14 protein-coding genes are annotated in these 18,518 nt (G+C 56.8%); 5 read left to right on the plus strand and 9 right to left on the minus strand.

The window, feature by feature from the left end; all coding sequences use genetic code 11:
- Position 1: 1 nt before the first annotated feature.
- The 4 genes from araD to Q1A43_RS03120 all read left to right on the plus strand — a co-directional run bounded on the left by araD (position 2) and on the right by Q1A43_RS03120 (position 5,184).
- A complete protein-coding gene (araD, locus tag Q1A43_RS03105; RefSeq protein ID WP_299932396.1) occupies positions 2 to 1,744 on the plus strand; it encodes an L-arabinonate dehydratase in 1,743 nt (580 codons plus the stop codon).
- Positions 1,744 to 2,673 carry a Gfo/Idh/MocA family oxidoreductase gene (locus Q1A43_RS03110; RefSeq protein WP_299932399.1) on the plus strand — a complete coding sequence of 310 codons (930 nt, stop codon included), beginning with the start codon at positions 1,744 to 1,746 and terminating at the stop codon, positions 2,671 to 2,673. Before araD ends, Q1A43_RS03110 begins: the two co-directional genes overlap by 1 nt.
- A gap of 66 nt (positions 2,674 to 2,739) precedes the next feature.
- Positions 2,740 to 3,657 carry a dihydrodipicolinate synthase family protein gene (locus Q1A43_RS03115; RefSeq protein ID WP_299932402.1) on the plus strand — a complete coding sequence of 306 codons (918 nt, stop codon included), beginning with the start codon at positions 2,740 to 2,742 and terminating at the stop codon, positions 3,655 to 3,657.
- A gap of 12 nt (positions 3,658 to 3,669) precedes the next feature.
- Entirely contained in the window at positions 3,670 to 5,184 is a 1,515-nt protein-coding gene (locus Q1A43_RS03120) for an aldehyde dehydrogenase (NADP(+)) (RefSeq protein ID WP_299932404.1), read from the plus strand.
- Positions 5,185 to 5,914: 730 nt separating this feature from the next.
- On the opposite strand, the gene Q1A43_RS03125 is transcribed toward Q1A43_RS03120, so the two are convergent.
- The 3 genes from Q1A43_RS03125 to tcuA form a co-directional block, all read right to left on the minus strand.
- A complete protein-coding gene (locus Q1A43_RS03125) occupies positions 5,915 to 8,002 on the minus strand; it encodes a methyl-accepting chemotaxis protein (protein WP_299932405.1) in 2,088 nt (695 codons plus the stop codon).
- Positions 8,003 to 8,685: 683 nt separating this feature from the next.
- Positions 8,686 to 9,759 carry a tricarballylate utilization 4Fe-4S protein TcuB gene (gene tcuB, locus Q1A43_RS03130; protein WP_299932407.1) on the minus strand — a complete coding sequence of 358 codons (1,074 nt, stop codon included), beginning with the start codon at positions 9,757 to 9,759 and terminating at the stop codon, positions 8,686 to 8,688.
- Entirely contained in the window at positions 9,749 to 11,134 is a 1,386-nt protein-coding gene (gene tcuA, locus Q1A43_RS03135; protein ID WP_299932409.1) for an FAD-dependent tricarballylate dehydrogenase TcuA, read from the minus strand. Before tcuA ends, tcuB begins: the two co-directional genes overlap by 11 nt.
- Positions 11,135 to 11,211: 77 nt before the next feature.
- Here tcuA and Q1A43_RS03140 point away from each other — a divergent pair, with 77 nt between their 5' ends.
- Positions 11,212 to 12,105 carry a LysR family transcriptional regulator gene (locus Q1A43_RS03140; protein ID WP_299928654.1) on the plus strand — a complete coding sequence of 298 codons (894 nt, stop codon included), beginning with the start codon at positions 11,212 to 11,214 and terminating at the stop codon, positions 12,103 to 12,105.
- Here Q1A43_RS03140 and Q1A43_RS03145 read toward each other — a convergent pair.
- The 6 genes from Q1A43_RS03145 to Q1A43_RS03170 form a co-directional block, all read right to left on the minus strand.
- Positions 12,102 to 13,073, minus strand: a complete 972-nt coding sequence (locus Q1A43_RS03145; protein ID WP_299932551.1) for a D-2-hydroxyacid dehydrogenase family protein — start codon at positions 13,071 to 13,073, stop codon at positions 12,102 to 12,104. The two genes, Q1A43_RS03140 and Q1A43_RS03145, sit on opposite strands and share 4 nt — an antisense overlap.
- Before the next feature lie 3 nt (positions 13,074 to 13,076).
- Positions 13,077 to 13,268, minus strand: coding sequence for a hypothetical protein (locus Q1A43_RS03150; RefSeq protein ID WP_299932412.1), 192 nt, complete (start codon positions 13,266 to 13,268; stop codon positions 13,077 to 13,079).
- Between the two features lie 10 nt (positions 13,269 to 13,278).
- On the minus strand, positions 13,279 to 14,097 hold the full coding sequence (locus Q1A43_RS03155) for a universal stress protein (RefSeq protein WP_299932415.1): 819 nt from the start codon (positions 14,095 to 14,097) through the stop codon (positions 13,279 to 13,281).
- The gene (locus tag Q1A43_RS03160) at positions 14,094 to 15,194 is read right to left on the minus strand and encodes a 4-oxalomesaconate tautomerase (RefSeq protein ID WP_299932418.1); all 1,101 of its coding nucleotides are present in this window, start codon (positions 15,192 to 15,194) and stop codon (positions 14,094 to 14,096) included. The genes Q1A43_RS03155 and Q1A43_RS03160 overlap by 4 nt, the downstream gene beginning before the upstream one ends.
- Positions 15,191 to 17,221, minus strand: a complete 2,031-nt coding sequence (locus Q1A43_RS03165; RefSeq protein WP_299932421.1) for a tripartite tricarboxylate transporter permease — start codon at positions 17,219 to 17,221, stop codon at positions 15,191 to 15,193. The genes Q1A43_RS03160 and Q1A43_RS03165 overlap by 4 nt, the downstream gene beginning before the upstream one ends.
- A 74-nt stretch (positions 17,222 to 17,295) precedes the next feature.
- The gene (locus tag Q1A43_RS03170; protein WP_299928639.1) at positions 17,296 to 18,384 is read right to left on the minus strand and encodes a tricarboxylate transporter; all 1,089 of its coding nucleotides are present in this window, start codon (positions 18,382 to 18,384) and stop codon (positions 17,296 to 17,298) included.
- Positions 18,385 to 18,518: the final 134 nt, after the last annotated feature.

The following is an 18,518-nucleotide window of genomic DNA, read 5'->3' on the forward strand; positions in this document are numbered from 1 at the left end:
GATGACATTCAAACCCGCCAAATGGCCCCGCCGCCTACGCTCAGCTGAATGGTATGAAGGCAGCTCCAAAGACGTAATCTATCATCGTGGTTGGATGAAAAACCAAGGTTACCCGGACGACCTTTTCGACGGGCGGCCCGTAATCGGCATCCTCAATACATGGTCGGATATGACCCCCTGCAACGGCCACCTGCGAGAGCTGGCTGAAAAGGTCAAAGCAGGTATCTGGGAGGCCGGTGGATTTCCGCTCGAAGTGCCTGTTTTCTCGGCCTCCGAGAACACCTTTCGCCCGACGGCGATGATGTTTAGAAACCTTGCCGCGTTGTCGATAGAAGAGCAAATCCGGGGCCAGCCGATGGATGGCTGTGTGCTGATGGTGGGCTGTGACAAGACCACCCCGTCGTTGCTAATGGCCGCTGCGTCTTGTGATCTTCCCTCGATTGTCGTGACCGGTGGGCCGATGCTGAACGGTTGGTTCCAAGGTGAACGGGTCGGCGCGGGTACACATTTGTGGCGGTTCTCTGAGGCGGTCAAAGCCGGAGACATGACGCAGGATGAATTCCTCAACGCTGAGACCGCTGTCACTCGATCTTCGGGAAGCTGCAATACCATGGGAACAGCGTCGTCGATGGCCGCCATGTCAGAAGCGCTTGGCATGGCGCTTTCTGGCAACGCCGCCATTCCCGCCGTTGACAGCCGTCGCCGCGTCATGGCGCAACTATCGGGAAGACGCATCGTGCAGATGGTGAAAGATGACCTAAAGCCGTCTGATGTCCTCACCAAAAAGGCGTTTGAAAACGCGATCCGCTGCAATGGGGCGGTTGGGGGCTCGACCAATACGGTTGTTCATATGCTGGCGATTGCCGGGCGCATGGGTGTTGATCTGACGCTTGACGACTGGGACCGATGTGGTCGGGATATTTCGACAATTTTGAACCTGCAACCGTCTGGGGAATACCTCATGGAAGAGTTCTTCTATGCGGGCGGTTTGCCGGTTGTGCTCAAACGGCTCGCGGAGGCGAACAAACTGGACAAAGACGCATTAACCGTGTCCGGTGAAACCATCTGGGACGAGGTGAAAGGCGCGGTCAACCTGAACGAAGATGTAATTCGCCCGGTGGACAACCCTTTGACAGAAAAGGGCGGTATCGCTGTTTTGAAAGGCAATCTGGCCCCCAAGGGCGCGATCTTGAAACCCTCTGCGGCGTCGCCCCATCTGATGCAACATCGCGGCCGCGCCGTCGTGTTTGAAGACATCGATGACTACAAGGCGCAGATCGAGGATGATGCGCTTGATATTGATGAAACTTGCATCATGGTCCTCAAAAACTGTGGTCCCAAAGGGTATCCCGGCATGGCCGAAGTCGGCAATATGGGGTTGCCGCCGAAGGTGTTGAAGAAAGGGATCAAAGATATGATCCGCATTTCTGATGCACGTATGTCGGGCACGGCCTATGGCACCGTGATCCTGCATACTTCACCCGAAGCCGCCGCCGGGGGGCCGCTTGCTGTTGTGCAGAACGGCGACATGATCGAGGTCGATGTCGAAGGACGCCGTCTACATCTGGATATTTCTGATGTTGAATTGGCGCAACGTTTGTCCGACTGGCAGCCCCGGCACGAGACCGCCAGATCAGGCTATGCTTGGTTGCATCAGACCCATGTAGAAGGGGCCGATACGGGGGCCGACCTCGGGTTCCTAAAGGGGTGCCGGGGTGCCGCCGTTGGAAAGGATTCTCATTGATGAAAATCGCGCTTATGGGGATTGGCAAGATTGCTGTAGATCAGCATATTCCCGCAATAAACACCTCCCCTGATTGGGACTTGGCCGCGACGGTGTCGCGTCACGGCAAGGTAGAGGAGGTCGAGGCCTTTACCGATTTGGAAAAGATGCTTGCCGCACGTAGCGACGTGCGCGTTGTTTCCTTGTGTTTGCCGCCCGTGCCACGGTTTGCCGCGGCGACCGCCGCGATCCAAGCAGGGCGTCATGTGATGCTTGAAAAGCCTCCCGGTGCGACGCTTTCAGAATGTTACGCCCTCGAAGCATTGGCCCGCAAACACCGGGTTTCTTTGTTTGCGACGTGGCATTCGCGTGAAGCGGCTGGCGTTGCAGAGGCCAAAGCATGGTTGGCTGGCAAGACCCTGCGCAAGATGACGATCACGTGGAAGGAAGATGTGCGCCGCTGGCACCCCGGACAAGACTGGATATGGCAGCCGGGTGGACTTGGTGTTTTTGATCCCGGCATCAACGCCTTGTCGATCGTGACCGACATCTTGCCTGACCCCATTCATGTGGCTCGCGCGGTGCTTGAAGTGCCTGAAAATTGTCAGACCCCGATTGCCGCGTCTATCGAATTTGCCCACCCCCATGGGGCAGAGGTTCACGCGGACTTCGACTTTCGAAAGACGGGGGAGCAAATCTGGAGCATCACCGCAGAAACCGACCAAGGCACTTTGGTGCTTTCGGAAGGTGGCGCACAGCTCTCGATTGATGGCACCAAACGGCTAAGCGCCACAGAGCAGACCCTCACCGGAGAATATCCGCGGCTCTATGCCAGAATGGCCAAGTTGGTGAGCCACGGCGATATCGATGTCGACGTCGCCCCAATGCGCCATGTGGCGGATGCGTTCACCCTTGGACAGCGGATCATGGTCGATGCGTTTGTTGAATAAACCTAACATATTGCGGTTGGCGGGGGCATCTCGCCTGACCGCACGGACACTTCAAGGAGCCCCAAAATGCAACATCCTTTGACAGGTATCTTGCCGGTTGCCCCAACACCATTCCATGGCGATGGGCGCGTTGACGAAGACGGTATGCGCCGCGTGCTGGACTGCATGATTGATCAAGGGGTAGACGCGATCTGCATTTTGGCAAACTACTCGGAACAGTTTGTGTTATCCGATGCGGAACGCGCCACTCTGACCCGTATCAGCCTTGAACATGTATCAGGTCGGGTTCCTGTGATTGTGACCACCAGCCACTTTTCCACGCAGATTGCCGTGGCACGCGCGGTCGAAGCTGAGGCCATGGGCGCGTCGATGATTATGATGATGCCGCCCTATCACGGCGTTGGGTTGGTGCCGGGTGAGGCGGGGCTTCTTGAGCACTTTCAAGCAGTCTCAGACGCGATCTCTATACCGATCATGGTGCAGGACGCGCCCTTGTCCGGTGTCACGCTAAGCGTGCCTTTGTTGGTCAAAATGGCGCGTGAAATTGAGAATGTCAGCTACTTCAAAATGGAGACGCCCTTCGCGGCGGATAAACTTGCCGCTTTGATTGAGGCAGGCGGGGCGGATATCGTCGGGCCGTTTGACGGGGAAGAGGCCGTGACCTTGTTGGCTGATCTTGACGCGGGTGCGACCGGCACGATGACGTCGGCCCTGCAACCGGAATTGATCCGGCCCATCGTCACGCGCTATTTGGCGGGCGATCATGACGGGGCACTTGAGCAATGGAAAATTTGCCTGCCGTTGATCAATCACGAAAACCGCCAATGCGGTTTGCGAGCGACTAAGACAGTGATGATGGCGGGCGGCGTGATTGGATCGGACCACGTGCGCCATCCGCTAAAACCCTTGTCGGAACGCACCACATCCCGATTATTGCAGCTTGCCGGAGAGCTTGATCTCATTGCGCTGCGTTGGGGCAAATAAGGAATTCTGACAATGGCATTTCAACCCCACGGAAAACACTTGATCGCGGGACAGTGGGTGGCTAGCGACACCAGCTTTGCATCGACACCTGCCTTTGGCGGTACCCATCGCTTTGGCATATCAACGCCTGCTGATGTGGATCGGGCCTGTGTTGCAGCAGAAGAGGCCTTTTGGACCTATGGCTATTCCACCCGCACCGACCGCGCCGCATTTTTAAACGTTATTGCAGAGGAAATTGACGCTCGCGCAGATGACATTACCGCCATTGGCACCCAAGAAAGCGGTCTTCCCGAGGCGCGGCTTCAAGGCGAAAGAGGCCGCACCACAGGCCAGTTGCGATTATTCGCGGACCATATCTTGAAGGGCGAATACCTTGATGTGCGCCACGACGTGGCACTGCCTGATAGGACCCCATTGCCGCGACCTGACCTCAAAACTTTGCAACGGCCAATCGGCCCTGTTGCGGTTTTTGGCGCGTCGAATTTCCCGCTGGCCTTTTCAACAGCTGGCGGTGACACGGCCTCGGCCTTGGCGGCGGGCTGTCCAGTGGTTGTCAAGGGGCATCCGGCCCATCCCGGCACTGGTGAAATAATCGCCGAGGCCATTCATGCCGCAATCTCCAAGTGTGATGTAGCGCCGGGCACGTTCAGTTTCTTGCAAGGTGATACGCGTGAATTGGGGCAGGCGCTTGTACAGCATCCTATGATCAATGCGGTCGGCTTTACAGGGTCTCTTGGTGGCGGGCGAGCTTTGTTTGATCTCTGCGCGAGACGTCCTATCCCGATCCCTTTCTTTGGCGAGTTAGGAAGCGTCAATCCGATGTTCTTGTTGCCCGAAGCGTTGAAAGCACGCGGTGGAGACATCGCCTCTGGCTGGGTGGCGTCGCTGACAATGGGCGCGGGCCAGTTTTGCACCAACCCTGGCGTTGTCGTCATGATCGATGGGCCAGATGCCGATGCATTCGAAATAGCCGCGGTCGAGGCGGTTGCGACAATCGCACCTCAAACCATGCTGACAGACGGTATCGCCCAAGCCTACCGAGATGGCCGCGACCGCATCGTGGCCACATCCGGAGTTGAAAACCTCTTCTCATCATCCTGCGAGCAACGCACAGGAACCCCCAATTTGTTTACCAGCACTGGCGCTCAATGGTTGAAGAATAGATCGCTCGGAGAAGAGGTTTTCGGTCCTCTTGGGGTCGTTGTCCGCGCCGGTGATGAGGACGAAATGATCAAAATTGCCAAGTCCCTTGAAGGGCAACTGACCTGTACACTACACATGGAGGGCGGCGATTTTGGCTTAGCTCAAACGTTGATGCCTGTTCTTGAACGAAAGGCTGGCCGCATCATGACCAACGGATTTCCAACCGGAGTTGAAGTGAGCGATGCTATGGTTCACGGAGGTCCTTATCCCGCATCCACCAACTTTGGCGCGACCTCTGTTGGCACCCTCGCCATCCGCCGTTTTTTGCGGCCAGTTTGTTTTCAGAATGTCCCAAAGGGTCTTGTGCCAGATGAGTTTGCCTGACAGGCATCTTGGCTAAGGTGAAGGTGGCGGCCGTTTGGCCTTGGCGCGTGGTGAAATGCTGGCGCGTTTTCGTGACATTGGCCGCGTCAGGACAGGTTTTCGTTGTTGCTCCTTCAACAGTCACTACCGCTAGGTATCTGGCAGCGAGCGATATGAGCCGAATGTTGGATTTCGCCGCACTTTCGTCGAGGCCATTGGCCTAACCACATTGCAGTGGTTCGGTGCGACTGGCCGCTTTGAGGGCAATGCAGTGCCTCCGTTCACCCCTATTCTTTGCAGGGGGGCAGCAGTGGAAGCTAGGTTAAGTTCAATTTCTGTATCAGGGTCATTCCTCTGTTTCTCATGGTTGGCGCTTCGGTGTTGTGTGTCCATTGAAAGCCCGCGACCTTGCACCTCCGCGAGTTAATTGGCCGTGGCGCGCCTCAGGGGATATTGCGCTTGCGCAATTGCCTGTTGGGCAATGCAAGGGCCTGACTTCGTTTGAGGTTTCTGGTGCGGCATGTGGCCTGGGCTTCTCCGGTTGCGGTCGCTCACGGCGTTCAGTTCACATATTCCACTCCACTCCACTCCACTCCACTTTGCGACAGATGCGATGCACGCACTCGTGGTTTCAACAGAAGCCCTTGACGGTCGGCGACTTTATGAAACCAAACCAATTGCAACCTAAGCGGAGCAAAGTTTCAGGTCCCTTGTCTGAACTGAAACCTTGCTCTGGTTTCTGGCTTTTCCCTTAGCCCTGGATTGACGTTTTGCTAAATTGGTTTGTCTGGAAATGCTGAGCTTCCACTCCCACTTGGAAACGGTCCATAAGCTCCCTCAGTTTTATCGCCTCAGAATTCAAGAGCTGCCCCAAAGCGGTGGATTGTTCGGCCATAGCTGCGTTTTTCTGAGTAACGGAGTCCATATGAGTCACACCTGTGTTGATTTCAGACAGGCTGGTTGATTGCTCCGCAGCGCTTCTTGCTATTCCTCCAATCAGGTCGGAAATCTCGTTGACCTGGGAGACAATAGAATTGAGAGCCAGACCGGCTTCACTGACAAGTTGGGAGCCCCTAAGGACTTCGGCCGTGCTTTCAGTAATCAAATCTTTGATCCCTGTTGCGGCTTCGGCGGACCGCTGCGCCAACCCCTGCACCTCAACGGCAACGACTGCAAACCCTTTGCCAGCGGGGCCAGCACGGGCAGCTTCTACCCCCGCGTTTAGGGCCAATAAGTTGGTTTGAAATGCAATGTCATCGATCACATTGGTAATTTTTGCAATCTCGTCGGATGTCGACTCGATCTGCTCCATTGCGGTGACGGCGTTGTTCACGACAGTTTCGCTTTTGGTCGCCTCAATTCGGGCCTTATCCACTGTTTGATCGACGTTCGCCGCCCCAGCAGCGGCCGACCGAACCGAAGCGGTTTGTTGTTCCAAGGCTGCCGCAGCTTGTTCAAGTGTGGCGGCCTGGCTTTCCGTGCGGCGCGACATTTCGTTTGCGGCTTGATGAACCTCAGATGCGCTTGAAGCGATGCCTTTGGCAACATTTGCAACATCTGAAATGGTCGTTTTTAAGGTATGAACAGTGGCATTGAAACTTAGCCGTAGAGTTTCAAACTCCGCAGGGAATTCTTCGTGGATTTCACAATCAAGATTTCGATCCGCCAAACGCTCGAGATGGGATTCAATGGTTGCAACCACAGAACCTCGGTCGGCAATCCGGCTTTTCTCAAGCTGAACCAGTTTGTCTTCTGAGTCTTGCAATGCGATCCGCGTTTTTTCCATGGAACGGCTGAGTTGCCCGATCTCGTTTTTCGCGTCGAGGCTGCTCGGCTTGAAATCGAAATCTTTGCGAGACAACCTATCTAGGTCACTTTGAACTTCGGCGAATTCGTGCGTTAAAATCCTAACGAGCCGCGCACCCATGAAGACGCTTCCAAGTAGTGAAATCAGGACACATGCGAGCGTGATCAACAGGGTTTGCTTGGCGGCGCTCGCCTCTTGTAACGCTATTGCACTTAGCCTATCGGTGATTTCGACTTCTACATCGTGAAGGTGGCTAATCCAAAGCGTTGACAGCGAAAACCACTCATTCGCGGTCAAGTTGGGAAGCGGCCCTTCTGGTCCCGCATTCAAAATGTCTGTTCGTACTTCGTCCAAACCGGTGACAACGGAACTATTGGTTAGTTCAAGATCGGGAAAGAAAGTCTTTAACGTCAATTGAGCGACTGCGAGAAGCTGAGCTTCTTTAGCGCCTTTTTCAGCGAATTTCTTGTAGATATCCAAGGTGAAGATCTGTCCACCGAACCCGGTCGCGCCGGCTGCCCGCTGCAAACCGGCGGCTTCTTTGGCATACATCAAGGACACCATGCCATTGCCGATCTGAGAAAGTTGAATATTATTTTGGATAATCAACTTCTGACTGACCGCGCCTAGAATGCCTTGAATGGCATCGGTGTAAAACGTCGCCATTTCCGGAACGTTCAAAGATTGATTAGAGACTGCTGTTCTTGTTGCCTGCAAGTTATCAAGGAGTGCCATCAGCTCAGCTTCACTACTCGGAACATCCAAGAATGCTAGGTCAACTTCGTCTCGGGCTTTCGCAAGTCCAGTACGACCAGAAGTGCCCCCAGAAGATAAGAAGACTGCCGATTGCCCCCGCTCTACTTGAAGATCATGAATAAGCGTAACCAGCCCAAGAGACACCGCAACTTCGGATTGAGCAAGTTCGGCGCTTCCCAAGCGGTGCCAGTTTTCATTGGCCCTCAAGAATCCGAGCGCGGTCAGGGCGCAAAATGGCAATACCATCATGACCAAAATGTGCGTGCGAAATTTCATTTTTTCTCCAAACAAATACGTCAAATTACTTTTCGGTCGCAATTTGGCTAAATGAATTTGTTGAAGAAATGGTACTTGTCCAAATTTGAATTTTCTCAATTTTACTTTTTGGCGGTTTCTCGGGCCATGAGTTTGCGTTTCAGAACAATTGCAAAAGGGTGCCACCCCTTCGTTTCGGTTGATATAAATCCACACCTAAGAGAGTTTTAATACACAGATTTAGATGTTGATTTGATTCCTTAGAGCGGGTGCTTTTGGGCTGCCGTTCGCCATCGGGAAGCCGAGTTACATGTGTTTCGAGGCTCCACTGGAAGTCCACTTGGAGCCTGTGTTGATCGGTCCTGTGACGGGTGTGAAGCCCCGCATTGCTAAGCGCTCAACGTCGTCCCGAATGGCGCTGCAATGTAAAGAGATGGCAGCCAAAAAAGGTTGCTTGTCTAGTGGGTCACCTTTGGAAAGCCCCTGAAAGTGGTCTACCTAGTGGGATAGGAATACCCCACTAGGTAGACCATAGAATAACGAGAAAACGACAAACATCGGATGATATTTGAAAGAGGCCGCGCCAGAGTTAAATGTCGCGCGCCCAAGGCATTTCAATTGCGGGGGCAGTACGCCGGGTTCAGGTTCGGCCGCCAAAAGAAACGCAAGTAAGGCCGGTCACTTCAACAAAACTAGGGATTGTCCTAAGGATTCCCATCAATTGACCTTTGTGCGTCTCGTATCAATGCAGCCAAGCGGAAAAACCCATGCGCCATTTTGGTGAAGGGGGTCAGCAAGAAAAAGGTCAGGACTGCACCCAGATGCAGGGCTAGCATCGTCGGCATGGCTTGGGTGTCCCCAAACGCATAGAGTGCAAGGCCGCTCAGCCCAGAAAACCCCAGCAGGGCGATGAATCCGAGGTCTCCGCTCCAAGCGCCGATATCCCCAATATGGCGGTCGGCGCGCAGTTTTAAGACCATCATCCATCCGCAGCCGAGAGTGAGAAGCAAGCCTCCGCTGGTGCCCAAAAGTTTTGGCAGGGACCAAAACGGATAGGGTGCGGGCATGTTGAACAGATAATGCATCACCGTGCCCGCGCTGGTCGCAGCAAAGCAGAGCAGAAACCCATACATGATCGCCTGATGTGCAAAGCGGCGGGCGTGGGAAAAGCGGTCTTCATCTTCGAAATTGCAGCCATCACCATGACCGGCGGCCAGATCTTTCATCTTGGCGGCCATACCAACGGCGTGGGTGATGTTGGCTAGGCGCAAATGGGTTCCCCCAACCGACCGCCAATAGCGGCGCAGGCTTATCGCGAGGCTTACAAGCGGCAAGACAAAGGCGGGCAGAAAGATCGCGACCATGGCGTTGTGGGAGAGAACGGCGTAAAAACCTGCGCCGCCGGCCGACCCAATTGCGCGAATGGCTAGGAAAAGCAGGGCAAGGCCAAGCACCAAAGCCAAGGCGATTGCGCCGCCGTGGCTATGGAACTTGCGGGCAAGCGGTTGTGGCCAGGCAAAGCTTTCCCAACTGTCACGCCGCACTTCAGAGAGCGCTTTGGGAAGGTTCAGATCGAATTCATGCGGTGCAGTGTATTGGCAGGCGTAGTAGCAGCCGCGGCAATTGTGGCACAGGTTCGCCAATTGGGTCAGGTCGCCATCGGAAAATGCGCGGCCCGCATGCATGGACGGAAAGACCGAACAATAGCCTTCGCAATAGCGGCAGGCGTTGCATATCTCGGCCTGACGACGGGCTTCGGTGAGCAGATCAGTTTGCATAAGCGGCGGCCTCCCGACCTGCGATACGTCCAAAAACAGTGCCGATGGTCATGCCGAACCCAGCCAGATACCCTTGGCCCAGGATCGACCCGGCCATGGTTTCCCCCGCCGCCCAAAGATTGGCGATCGGGCCGTTCTGGGTTGAACATTGTGCGTTCTCATCGACCTTTAGGCCGAGATAGGTAAAGGTCACACCGGTTCGCAGCGAATACCCATAAAACGGCGGTTCGCTAATCGGGCGGGCCCAATTGGTTTTCGCCGGGGTGATGCCGGTTGTCGCGACATTGTCTAACTCGGTTGGGTGAAAATTCGTGGTGTCCCCGCATGCGGCGTTGAACTGATCCACTGTGTCGCACAACGCGGATGCGGGGAGATCCAATTGCGCGGCCAGTTCCTCAAGCGTGTCGGCTTTTAGCGGCGGAAACACCGACGGCATAAACAGGTCAAGCGACTTGGCGTCGATGATGACATAGCCGACCTGATCGGGTTGGGCGGCCACAAGACGGCCCCAGATCGCGTAGCGCTTGGGCCAAACATCCTCTCCCTCGTCATAGAACCTCTCGGCGTTTTTGTTCACGACGATGGAAAATGGTACGCAATCCAGACGGGTTACGATGCCACCGTCGAATTTCGGCGCGCGCCCGTCGATGGCAACCGCGTGGCATTGGTCGGCGTCACCAACCGATTGAACACCTTGCTCCAATAGGTCCGCCAGAACCACGCCACGGTTGTACGGCGTGCCGCGGATCAGGAAATTCTGAGCCGCTGGCCCCCAGGCGCGGGTCAGCCAATCGGTGTCGGCCTGAAAGCCTCCAGAGGCGACAATCACGGATTTCGGGGACATGCTGTGGTTTTGCCCGGCGTGAGTATATTCCACCCGCGTTATGCGGTCGGCTTCCAGTTCCAGATGGGTCACGGCGGCCTCATAGAGCACATCAACACCGAGCCCTTGGGCCGTGCGGTAATAGGCATTTACTAGGCTTTTACCACCGCCCATGAAGAACGCATTGGTGCGGGCCAATGACAAGGTGCCGGACAAAGATGGCTGGAAACGCACCCCATGCGCCTGCATCCAAGGTAGGCAATCTTCGCTGGTGCGAATGGCCAGTCGTGCCAGGTGTTCGTCGGTCTTGCCACCCGTGACTTTCATGAGGTCGGCGAAATACTCGTCTTCGCTATAGTCATCCACCAGCGGACCCAAAGGCCCAGTATGCATGCAGCGAAAGTTGCGGGTGTGGCGCGAATTGCCACCGCGATATTCTTTGGGTGCGGTTTCAAGGATCAAGACCTTGGCTCCGGCTTCGGCGGCGGTCATCGCGGCGCACAGGGCGGCGTTGCCACCACCAATCACGACTATGTCATAGGATTTGGTCATTGGGTTTCCTTTGTCGCCCCGTGCTATCGCGGCCTGTTTAATTTGACCAATGATGGTTTTTATGGAATTGATGCGGAATGCGCATTAATTTCGATTTCAATGACCTAGAAGCGTTTCTGGCAGTGAAAGACACCGGGTCTTTTCATGTGGCTGCCGAGCGCTTGAACCTCTCTCAATCCGCCGTGACCCGCCGGGTGCAAAAACTCGAGGCAGCGCTGGGTAGCGTGCTTTTTGAACGCACAACACGGGCCGTTAAACCGACCCTTGCGGCCAAGCGGCTGCAAGCGCGGGCCGAGGCGATATTGGCCGACGCACAGGAAACCGCCACCGCTATGCGCGACGAAAGCGTGGCCTTTGCCCATCAACGTGGGGCGGTGGTCACAGTGGCAACGATCCCCACAGTTGTTGCACGTCTTGTTTCGCCGGCGATCCGCGCCTTGCGTTCTGGCGGGCACAGCGCGCGCATACGTCTTTTGGACGGTTCTGCGAATGAGGTCGCCGAGGCCGTGGCCGCAGGGGACGCAGATTTCGGGATCTGTTCGATCCCGATGTTGGAACCGACGACAGAGTTCGAACCGTTGTTCGATGATCAGATTATTCTAGCGGTCCCCATTGGCCATGATCTGGCTGTGCGCGATACCGTTGGTTGGGGCAATTGGGGAGACACACCGCTGATCCTCCCTGCGCGGGGCACTGGCAACCGATTGTTGATCGACGAAGCGATGGCGCGGGCGCGACTGGCGTTGAACTGGACCTATGAGGTCGGACGGTCCACCACGGCGTTGGAGCTTGTGGCGGATGGCACTGGGGTCGCCTTGGTACCTAGGTCGGCGATCGGCGTGGCAAATGTCGCGACCTGTGCTTTGTCCGCGCCGGACATCGCGCGCCCGGTTGGGGTGTTGTCGCGCTTGGGTCAAACAGATGCCCCCGCCGTCAAGGCCATGAAGGACGCGATACGCCGGGCGGTCTAACCCCAAATCTCGGGGTTGATCATGTGGATGGGACGCCCTTGGTCAAAGGCAACAACTTGGTCGAAGATATCCGAGAATTGCAGATCGAACTCATCCTCGGTGACAAAGCCGATATGCGGCGTGGCAATTAGGTTGGGATGCGCCAACAATGGGTCAGCCGGATCAGTCAAAGGTTCCTTGTCAAAGACGTCAATCGCAGCCTTTCCCGGGCGTCCGTTGTTTAGGGCGCTTAACAGTGCGTTTGGTGCGATCAGACCGGCGCGCGATGTGTTCACGAACAAGGACCCGGGCCTCATAGCGGCCAGATCAGCAGCGGTGATGATCCCTTTGGTGGCTGGCTTCAAACGGACGTGGAGCGACACGACATCGCTTTGGGCAAAGAAGGCGTCGCGGCTTTCGGCAACACGTGCGCCATCCGCTTTGGCACGCGCACGCCCTACATCAGATGACCACCAGACGACATTCATCCCAAAGGCCTCTGCATAGGTTGCGACGGTCCGCGCAATACGGCCATAGCCAAAGAGCCCGATGGTCCGTCCGCGCAAGGTCTTACCAACGCCCGCTTGCCACGTTCCGGCCTTGGTGGATGCCATTTGCGCGGGAAGATCCCGCATCCCGGCCATGATTAGCGCCCAAGTCAATTCCGCAGCTGCATAAGAAGGCGTGCCAGCAGGCACTCTTGAACACAGCAGCACGTGGTGGTCGGTACAGGCCGACACGTCGACATGCGGGTACACGCCGCGTTGGCTTATCAGGCGCAGGTTTGGCAAACGCGCCAAGAGGGCTGGGGTGACTTTGGTGCGCTCACGAAACAGAACCACGGCCTCGGCCTCACGTAGTCGTTCGGCCAGAAGGTCAAGATCTTCGACATGATCGGTCCAAACCGTGACGTCCTGACCGGCAAGCGTGTCAAAGCACGGCAAAGTTCGCAACGTGTCGAACCAGTCGTCGAGGATATGCACACGCACCAATCAGGTTTCCTTGCGATAGGCCGCAAGCGTCCTTGCTGCACGGTCGTGCAGGTCTGACATCCGGCGCGTTTCCGGGTTTTTCAAATCAAGCTGTGCGCCACCTCTACACAGCTGCGTCCCTAACTCGTCTCGCACCATTTTTAGGGTTTCGATGGCCGAGGCAATCAATTTGCTGGCTTCTTGGGATGTCATAGTGGGGTCCTCAATGTGACAAGAGCACGGGAATGGGTGTATCGCGTAGAACGCGGGCGGTGACGCCGCCCAAAAAATCTTCGCGGAATTTCGAATGTTCGTAGGCCCCCATAACCAATAAACAGGGGTCGGTTTCGCGACACCACGCAATGAGGGCGCGGGCGACACCCGGTACGGCGGCGATGGCTTCGTGGGTTGCGGCGACGCCGTGCCGGTCGAGGTGATCCATCAATTCGGACACAGGGCGCGGAGTGGCGTCGTTGCCAACGGTGAGAACCGTGACCCGGCCCTTGTCCTCAAGCAGACCGAGAGCATCGGACAGGGCACGCGCCGAGGCGCGGCCTCCATCCCAAGCCAGTGCTGCGTGGTTGTGGCTTGCTTCGGCATCATGGCCTCGCGGCACAATCAATACCGGACGCCCGCTCATGAGGGCAATGCGGTCTGGGTGGATCGTCACGTGTTCATCGACGCCCTCGCCATGGTCCTGACCAACCACCAAAAGGTCATAGCCCCGTGCGCAGTCGGACAAGACCGCATCGACCCGTCCAGCAACCCGTTGAAAATGTAACCTGTCGCCCAACGCCAACCCGTCACGAAGGGTTTCAAACCGGCTTTCGATCTCACTCAAAATGTCGGCATTGGCCTGGGCGATGATCTCACGCGCCTTGGACGGAACCCATGCCGCATGGCTGTTCACCACCTCATGGGTGGAATGGGCCAGAAGCGCCGTGACATGTGCGCCCCCGCGCGCCAGCGAGGCCGTATATTTCAACGCGGACACGGCGCTTTCGGTGCCATTAAAGGCAACAAGGATGTTGTGGATGCTCATTCGGAAGTCTCCTTTCCCGGCCAGATGCGGCTGGGTACATAAACGCGGCCATCGACAAGTTTACGGGCCGTGCGCACCAGACCAGCGGCCTTTAGCGTGAACCCGTCTTCGGACGAGAAATCGACCAGAACGTCGATCGTACCCGAGGCATGTTCCAGCACGACCTTTGCGGGGCTGGTGGTTGGCCGGGTCAGCATGCCATCGGCGATGGTGCCGGGTGTCAGCGCGCAGGCCGCAAGACATTGTGCGCCGGTGACCGCCATCGTGGGGTGCGTGTTCCAGGGCATGAAATAGCGTGCGGCGATGGTGCCGTTGTTGCGGGGCGGAGCCAGTAGACCGAACTTGGGCGTCACCGAATTTGTCACGTCTCCCATGCCCATTCGTTGTCCGGCCTGTCGACGAATGGGCTCCATCCGGTCGAAAAAGTCGGTGTTGGCGTCCAGGTCAGCGGCGCTTTCATACCCTGTCAGGCCGAAATCCTCGGCCCGCGCGATGGCAATAGGCATAGCGACATCCATGCACGTCACGTCGACCCCGTTGATGGTATCGCGCAGTTGACCGGTGGGTAAGAACGCGCCCGTGGAAGAGCCAACCACCCCCATAAAGGACAGTTCCACCGGTGCTGCGCTTCCCGGTGCACCAGCGATTTCAGTGTCGCCTTCGTAGGTGAGCCGCCCTCCGGGGGTCTGGATCTTTGCAACCACATGCGCCCCGGTATTGACGGCGCGAATGCGGACTTCTGTCTCGTCTCCGACTGGCTGGATCATCCCCATTTCGATGGCAGCAGGGCCAACGCCCGACAGGATGTTGCCGCAGGTCGGGCCGAAATCGACTAGCTTGTCCTCGACCGAAACTTGCGCAAAGAAATAGTCGATCTGCGCCCAGTCATCCGCGCTTTCAGATAGCATGGCGACCTTGGTAGTAACCGCGGTGCCCCCACCGATCCCGTCGATGTTAAGCGGATGCCCCGAGCCTACGGCCGCAATCAGCACGTCGGCGAGCGTGTCCAGATTTTTGGGAAGATCATCGCGCCGGAAATAGGGACCGCGTGAGGTGCCGCCACGCATGAACAGGTAGGGGATGCCAGTCTGGGTCATTTCAGTGGCCACGGTAGATCAACCGCCCCCTGCAAAAGCCCCGGAGGGAAATCGCGGTTCAACGCACCGGCCATCAAACACATGAAACCGATGCCGCAGGCGGTTAGGACAAGGGTCATGCCCCAGCTGGCCCCGGCGCGGACCCGGAAGAAGCTAATGAGGAACCCAATCAGCGCCAGAATGAAGCCAACAAACCATGTGGCCACGATCAACCCGCCAAACCATGCCAGCGTGCTCCAAAGACCGAATGGCGCATCGGCGTCCTCGCCCGCAACTTCTTTGTCGGCAAAGATGCTGTCGCCTTCGGGGCGGCGCATCATCTGCACCATTAGGATCAGACAGCAGGCCAGCGAGAAGCCCCCGATGACCAGCGGGATGATCTTGTCGGTCATGTTGTAATCGGGGATCATGTTTGCGTTGATCAGCGCAAAGGTCAGATAGCCCGCGATAACCAGCAGGAAGACCATCGGCGCGCGTTTGGAGCCGGACTGGACGTCCCCCTCGGCCATGATCGACTTGGCCTGACGAATGCCGAGGACCACCGACACCACGGTGATGATGATCAACACGATGACGATCGGGCTAAACACATAGTCCATGCCTTCTTCAAAGCCTTTGCGGAAGCGGAAGGAGGCGATCTGGAAGGCCTGATTGGTGAATTTTTCAACCGGGTTAGACAGCACAAACCCGATGAGGAAGGCAGGCCGCGACCAGTCGAAACGACGCAGGAAAATGCCGATCAGGCCAATGGTGAATAGGGCAAGAAGGTCTTCGAAGTTCTGGCCCGATTGGAAGGCCGCAAAGCTGATCAGCATGAACAGGAACGGCGCGAGATAGGTGAAACGGATGGTGGTCAGCTTGGCGATGCCACCGCTTGCCGCGATGCAAAGCACCGTGCCGACAACGTTGGCCAGCGCGAGCAACCAGACGATGGAATATGTAATATCGAGGTTGTTCTTCAACATGGAGGGGCCGACTTCGATCTCACCCGATCCCAACAGGGCAACAGCGCCAATAAAGATCGCCATGGAGCCCGATCCGGGGATGCCAAACAGCAGAGTGGGGACCAGTCCGCCGCCTTCTTTCGCATTGTTCGAGCTTTCCGGCCCGATCACACCGCGCACTTCGCCTTTGCCGAAGTTTGATTTGTCTTTGGTGGTTTGGACTGCGTGGCCGTATGCGATCCAGTCAACGACCGACCCACCAAGGCCGGGGATCACGCCGACTACAACACCGATGATCGAACAGCGCACCGACAGCCAGATATTGGCGAACCAATCTTTGACGCCATCCATCCAGCCACCACCAAGACTTGCGCCCTTGGCAATGGAGCGATCTTGGCGCAGCAATGATACGATTTCAGGGATCGCAAAGATGCCCAAACCAACGATCACCAGCTTTAGCCCATCGGTCAGATAGGGAATGTCATAGCTGGCCATGCGCAGACTGCCGCCTGCGTCGGCCTCGCCAATCGTGCCAATCATCAGGCCCAGACCGGCGGCTGCCAACCCTTTGAGAGGGATGCGCCCGGCCAAGACCGCGACCATCGACAGGCCAAGAATGGTGATCATCAACATCTCGGGAAGGCCGAATGCCAACACGATAGGGCGCGCAATCAAGATAAAGACGGTCAGAAAACTCGCACCGACCAGCCCGCCAAACAGCGACGATGCAAACGCGGCCGATAGCGCGCGGGCAGCTTCGCCCTTTTTAGCCATCGGGAAGCCGTCAAGGACCGTGGCCTGTGACGCAGACGATCCCGGTATGCCCATCAACACAGAGGCGAAGGTGTCTGACGTTGGCACCACCGCGACCATACCGATCATTAGGGCAAGCCCTAGGATCGGGTCCATTCCGAACATGAAAGGCAGCAACAAGGAAAGACCTGCGATGCCACCAAGGCCGGGGAAAACCCCCACGGCCAGTCCCATAACGACACCAAGAACCAGGTATCCGAGAACAACAGGTTGCAGGATCAGGGCCCACGCATCACTGAGCGCAGGAAGGGCTGTGGCGAAAGTCTCCATTGGAGCCGCCTTTCTTTAGGAATGTCAGGAAAAAAGGGGCGGGCGACCCATAGGCCAGCCCGCCTAGAATGAGCTTAGTTCAGCTCAACGCCGTAGGCTTCTTTCAGCCAATTGACGACAAAGGCTTTCGCCTCGTCCGGCACGTTGGTGGCCGTGCCCAAAGCAGTCTGTGCACTAGCTCCGGTAAAGACAGGATATTCACCAACCCGCTTGGACGAGATTTCAGCGAAATCGCTGCGGGCCACCACGGCGTTGAAGGCCGCCGTATAGGTGTCGATCACGTCTTGCGACGTGCCAGCAGGCAGAAAGGCCAGTTTCTGGACCGGGAAACCGGCGACAAAGAAGGCTTTCCATGCGTCCCATGCCTCGCCCGAGGTTTCGCAACCCTCGGTGGCTTCGCAGACTTCCTTGAAGGTCGCGATGTCGGGGAAGGTCGGATCGCGCACGATGTTGCCGTCGGCGTCCAATGCGCCCCAAGTCATCATCGGCACGGCTTTGCCGTCCGTAACCAGCGCTGTCGAGCCGCCCAAGTAGCCCGAGGTGGTTTGATAGTCGATCGTCGCTTCGCCACGCTCAAACATCAGACGGCCATCGCCGCGACCCTTGATGCCAAAGACCGGCTCGACATTCATGCCCAACATTTCCCATGCCAAAAGCGGCACAAGGTCCAGACGGGTGGCCCCTTGCGAGCCATAGATGAAATCGATGTCCTTCAACCCATTGGCAGAGCCGTCAAATTTTGCGCCATCCTCGGCATTCAGATAGGCGACCCCGCCGGTGCCGGATGCCATCACGGCGTTCCAGTCGTTATATTCATACCGCACGCGGGGATCGCCCAACAGATACGGGAATTGGGTCGACCCGGACGACCCGAACAACAAAGTGCCGTCACCTTCGTCCTGTTCCTGGAACCAGTTGGCCCCTTTGGTTGACCCTGCACCGGGCATGAATTTCACAACAACTGTTGGGGTGCCGGGCAATTCATTTGCCAACAACGGTGCAAAGAAGTTGGCCCATTTGGCCGATCCGCCAGTTTCCGAAAATGGGATGACCCATTCGATGGTTTTGCCGGTGAAATCAACATCAGCAGCAGCGGGCGCCGCCAGACCAGCGGCAGTAAGCAGCCCTATCACGGCACGGCGTGAGAAATTGGATACGGTCATTAGATCCTCCCTGGTGACCAGACAATCACAAGGGCATCCTCCACGCCATCATGATTGCAATTCAAATCGGGGATTGATTCCCCCCCTCGATCTGCTGATCATGAAAGGCCAACCTTGCACCAAGCTTGCGGGAG

Origin of the sequence: uncultured Pelagimonas sp. (assembly GCF_947498515.1) — a bacterium.
GTDB lineage: Bacteria > Pseudomonadota > Alphaproteobacteria > Rhodobacterales > Rhodobacteraceae > Pelagimonas.

Excerpts from the sequence above, each read along its gene's own strand:
- tcuB (WP_299932407.1), bottom strand. The coding sequence starts at position 9,759 with ATGCAAACTGATCTGCTCACCGAAGCCCGTCGTCAGGCCGAGATATGC.
- Q1A43_RS03120 (WP_299932404.1), top strand. The coding sequence starts at position 3,670 with ATGGCATTTCAACCCCACGGAAAACACTTGATCGCGGGACAGTGGGTG.
- Q1A43_RS03115 (WP_299932402.1), top strand. The coding sequence starts at position 2,740 with ATGCAACATCCTTTGACAGGTATCTTGCCGGTTGCCCCAACACCATTC.
- Q1A43_RS03155 (WP_299932415.1), bottom strand. The coding sequence starts at position 14,097 with ATGAGCATCCACAACATCCTTGTTGCCTTTAATGGCACCGAAAGCGCC.
- Q1A43_RS03140 (WP_299928654.1), top strand. The coding sequence starts at position 11,212 with ATGCGCATTAATTTCGATTTCAATGACCTAGAAGCGTTTCTGGCAGTG.
- araD (WP_299932396.1), top strand. The coding sequence starts at position 2 with ATGACATTCAAACCCGCCAAATGGCCCCGCCGCCTACGCTCAGCTGAA.
- Q1A43_RS03110 (WP_299932399.1), top strand. The coding sequence starts at position 1,744 with ATGAAAATCGCGCTTATGGGGATTGGCAAGATTGCTGTAGATCAGCAT.
- tcuA (WP_299932409.1), bottom strand. The coding sequence starts at position 11,134 with ATGACCAAATCCTATGACATAGTCGTGATTGGTGGTGGCAACGCCGCC.
- Q1A43_RS03165 (WP_299932421.1), bottom strand. The coding sequence starts at position 17,221 with ATGGAGACTTTCGCCACAGCCCTTCCTGCGCTCAGTGATGCGTGGGCC.
- Q1A43_RS03170 (WP_299928639.1), bottom strand. The coding sequence starts at position 18,384 with ATGACCGTATCCAATTTCTCACGCCGTGCCGTGATAGGGCTGCTTACT.
- Q1A43_RS03150 (WP_299932412.1), bottom strand. The coding sequence starts at position 13,268 with ATGACATCCCAAGAAGCCAGCAAATTGATTGCCTCGGCCATCGAAACC.
- Q1A43_RS03160 (WP_299932418.1), bottom strand. The coding sequence starts at position 15,194 with ATGACCCAGACTGGCATCCCCTACCTGTTCATGCGTGGCGGCACCTCA.
- Q1A43_RS03125 (WP_299932405.1), bottom strand. The coding sequence starts at position 8,002 with ATGAAATTTCGCACGCACATTTTGGTCATGATGGTATTGCCATTTTGC.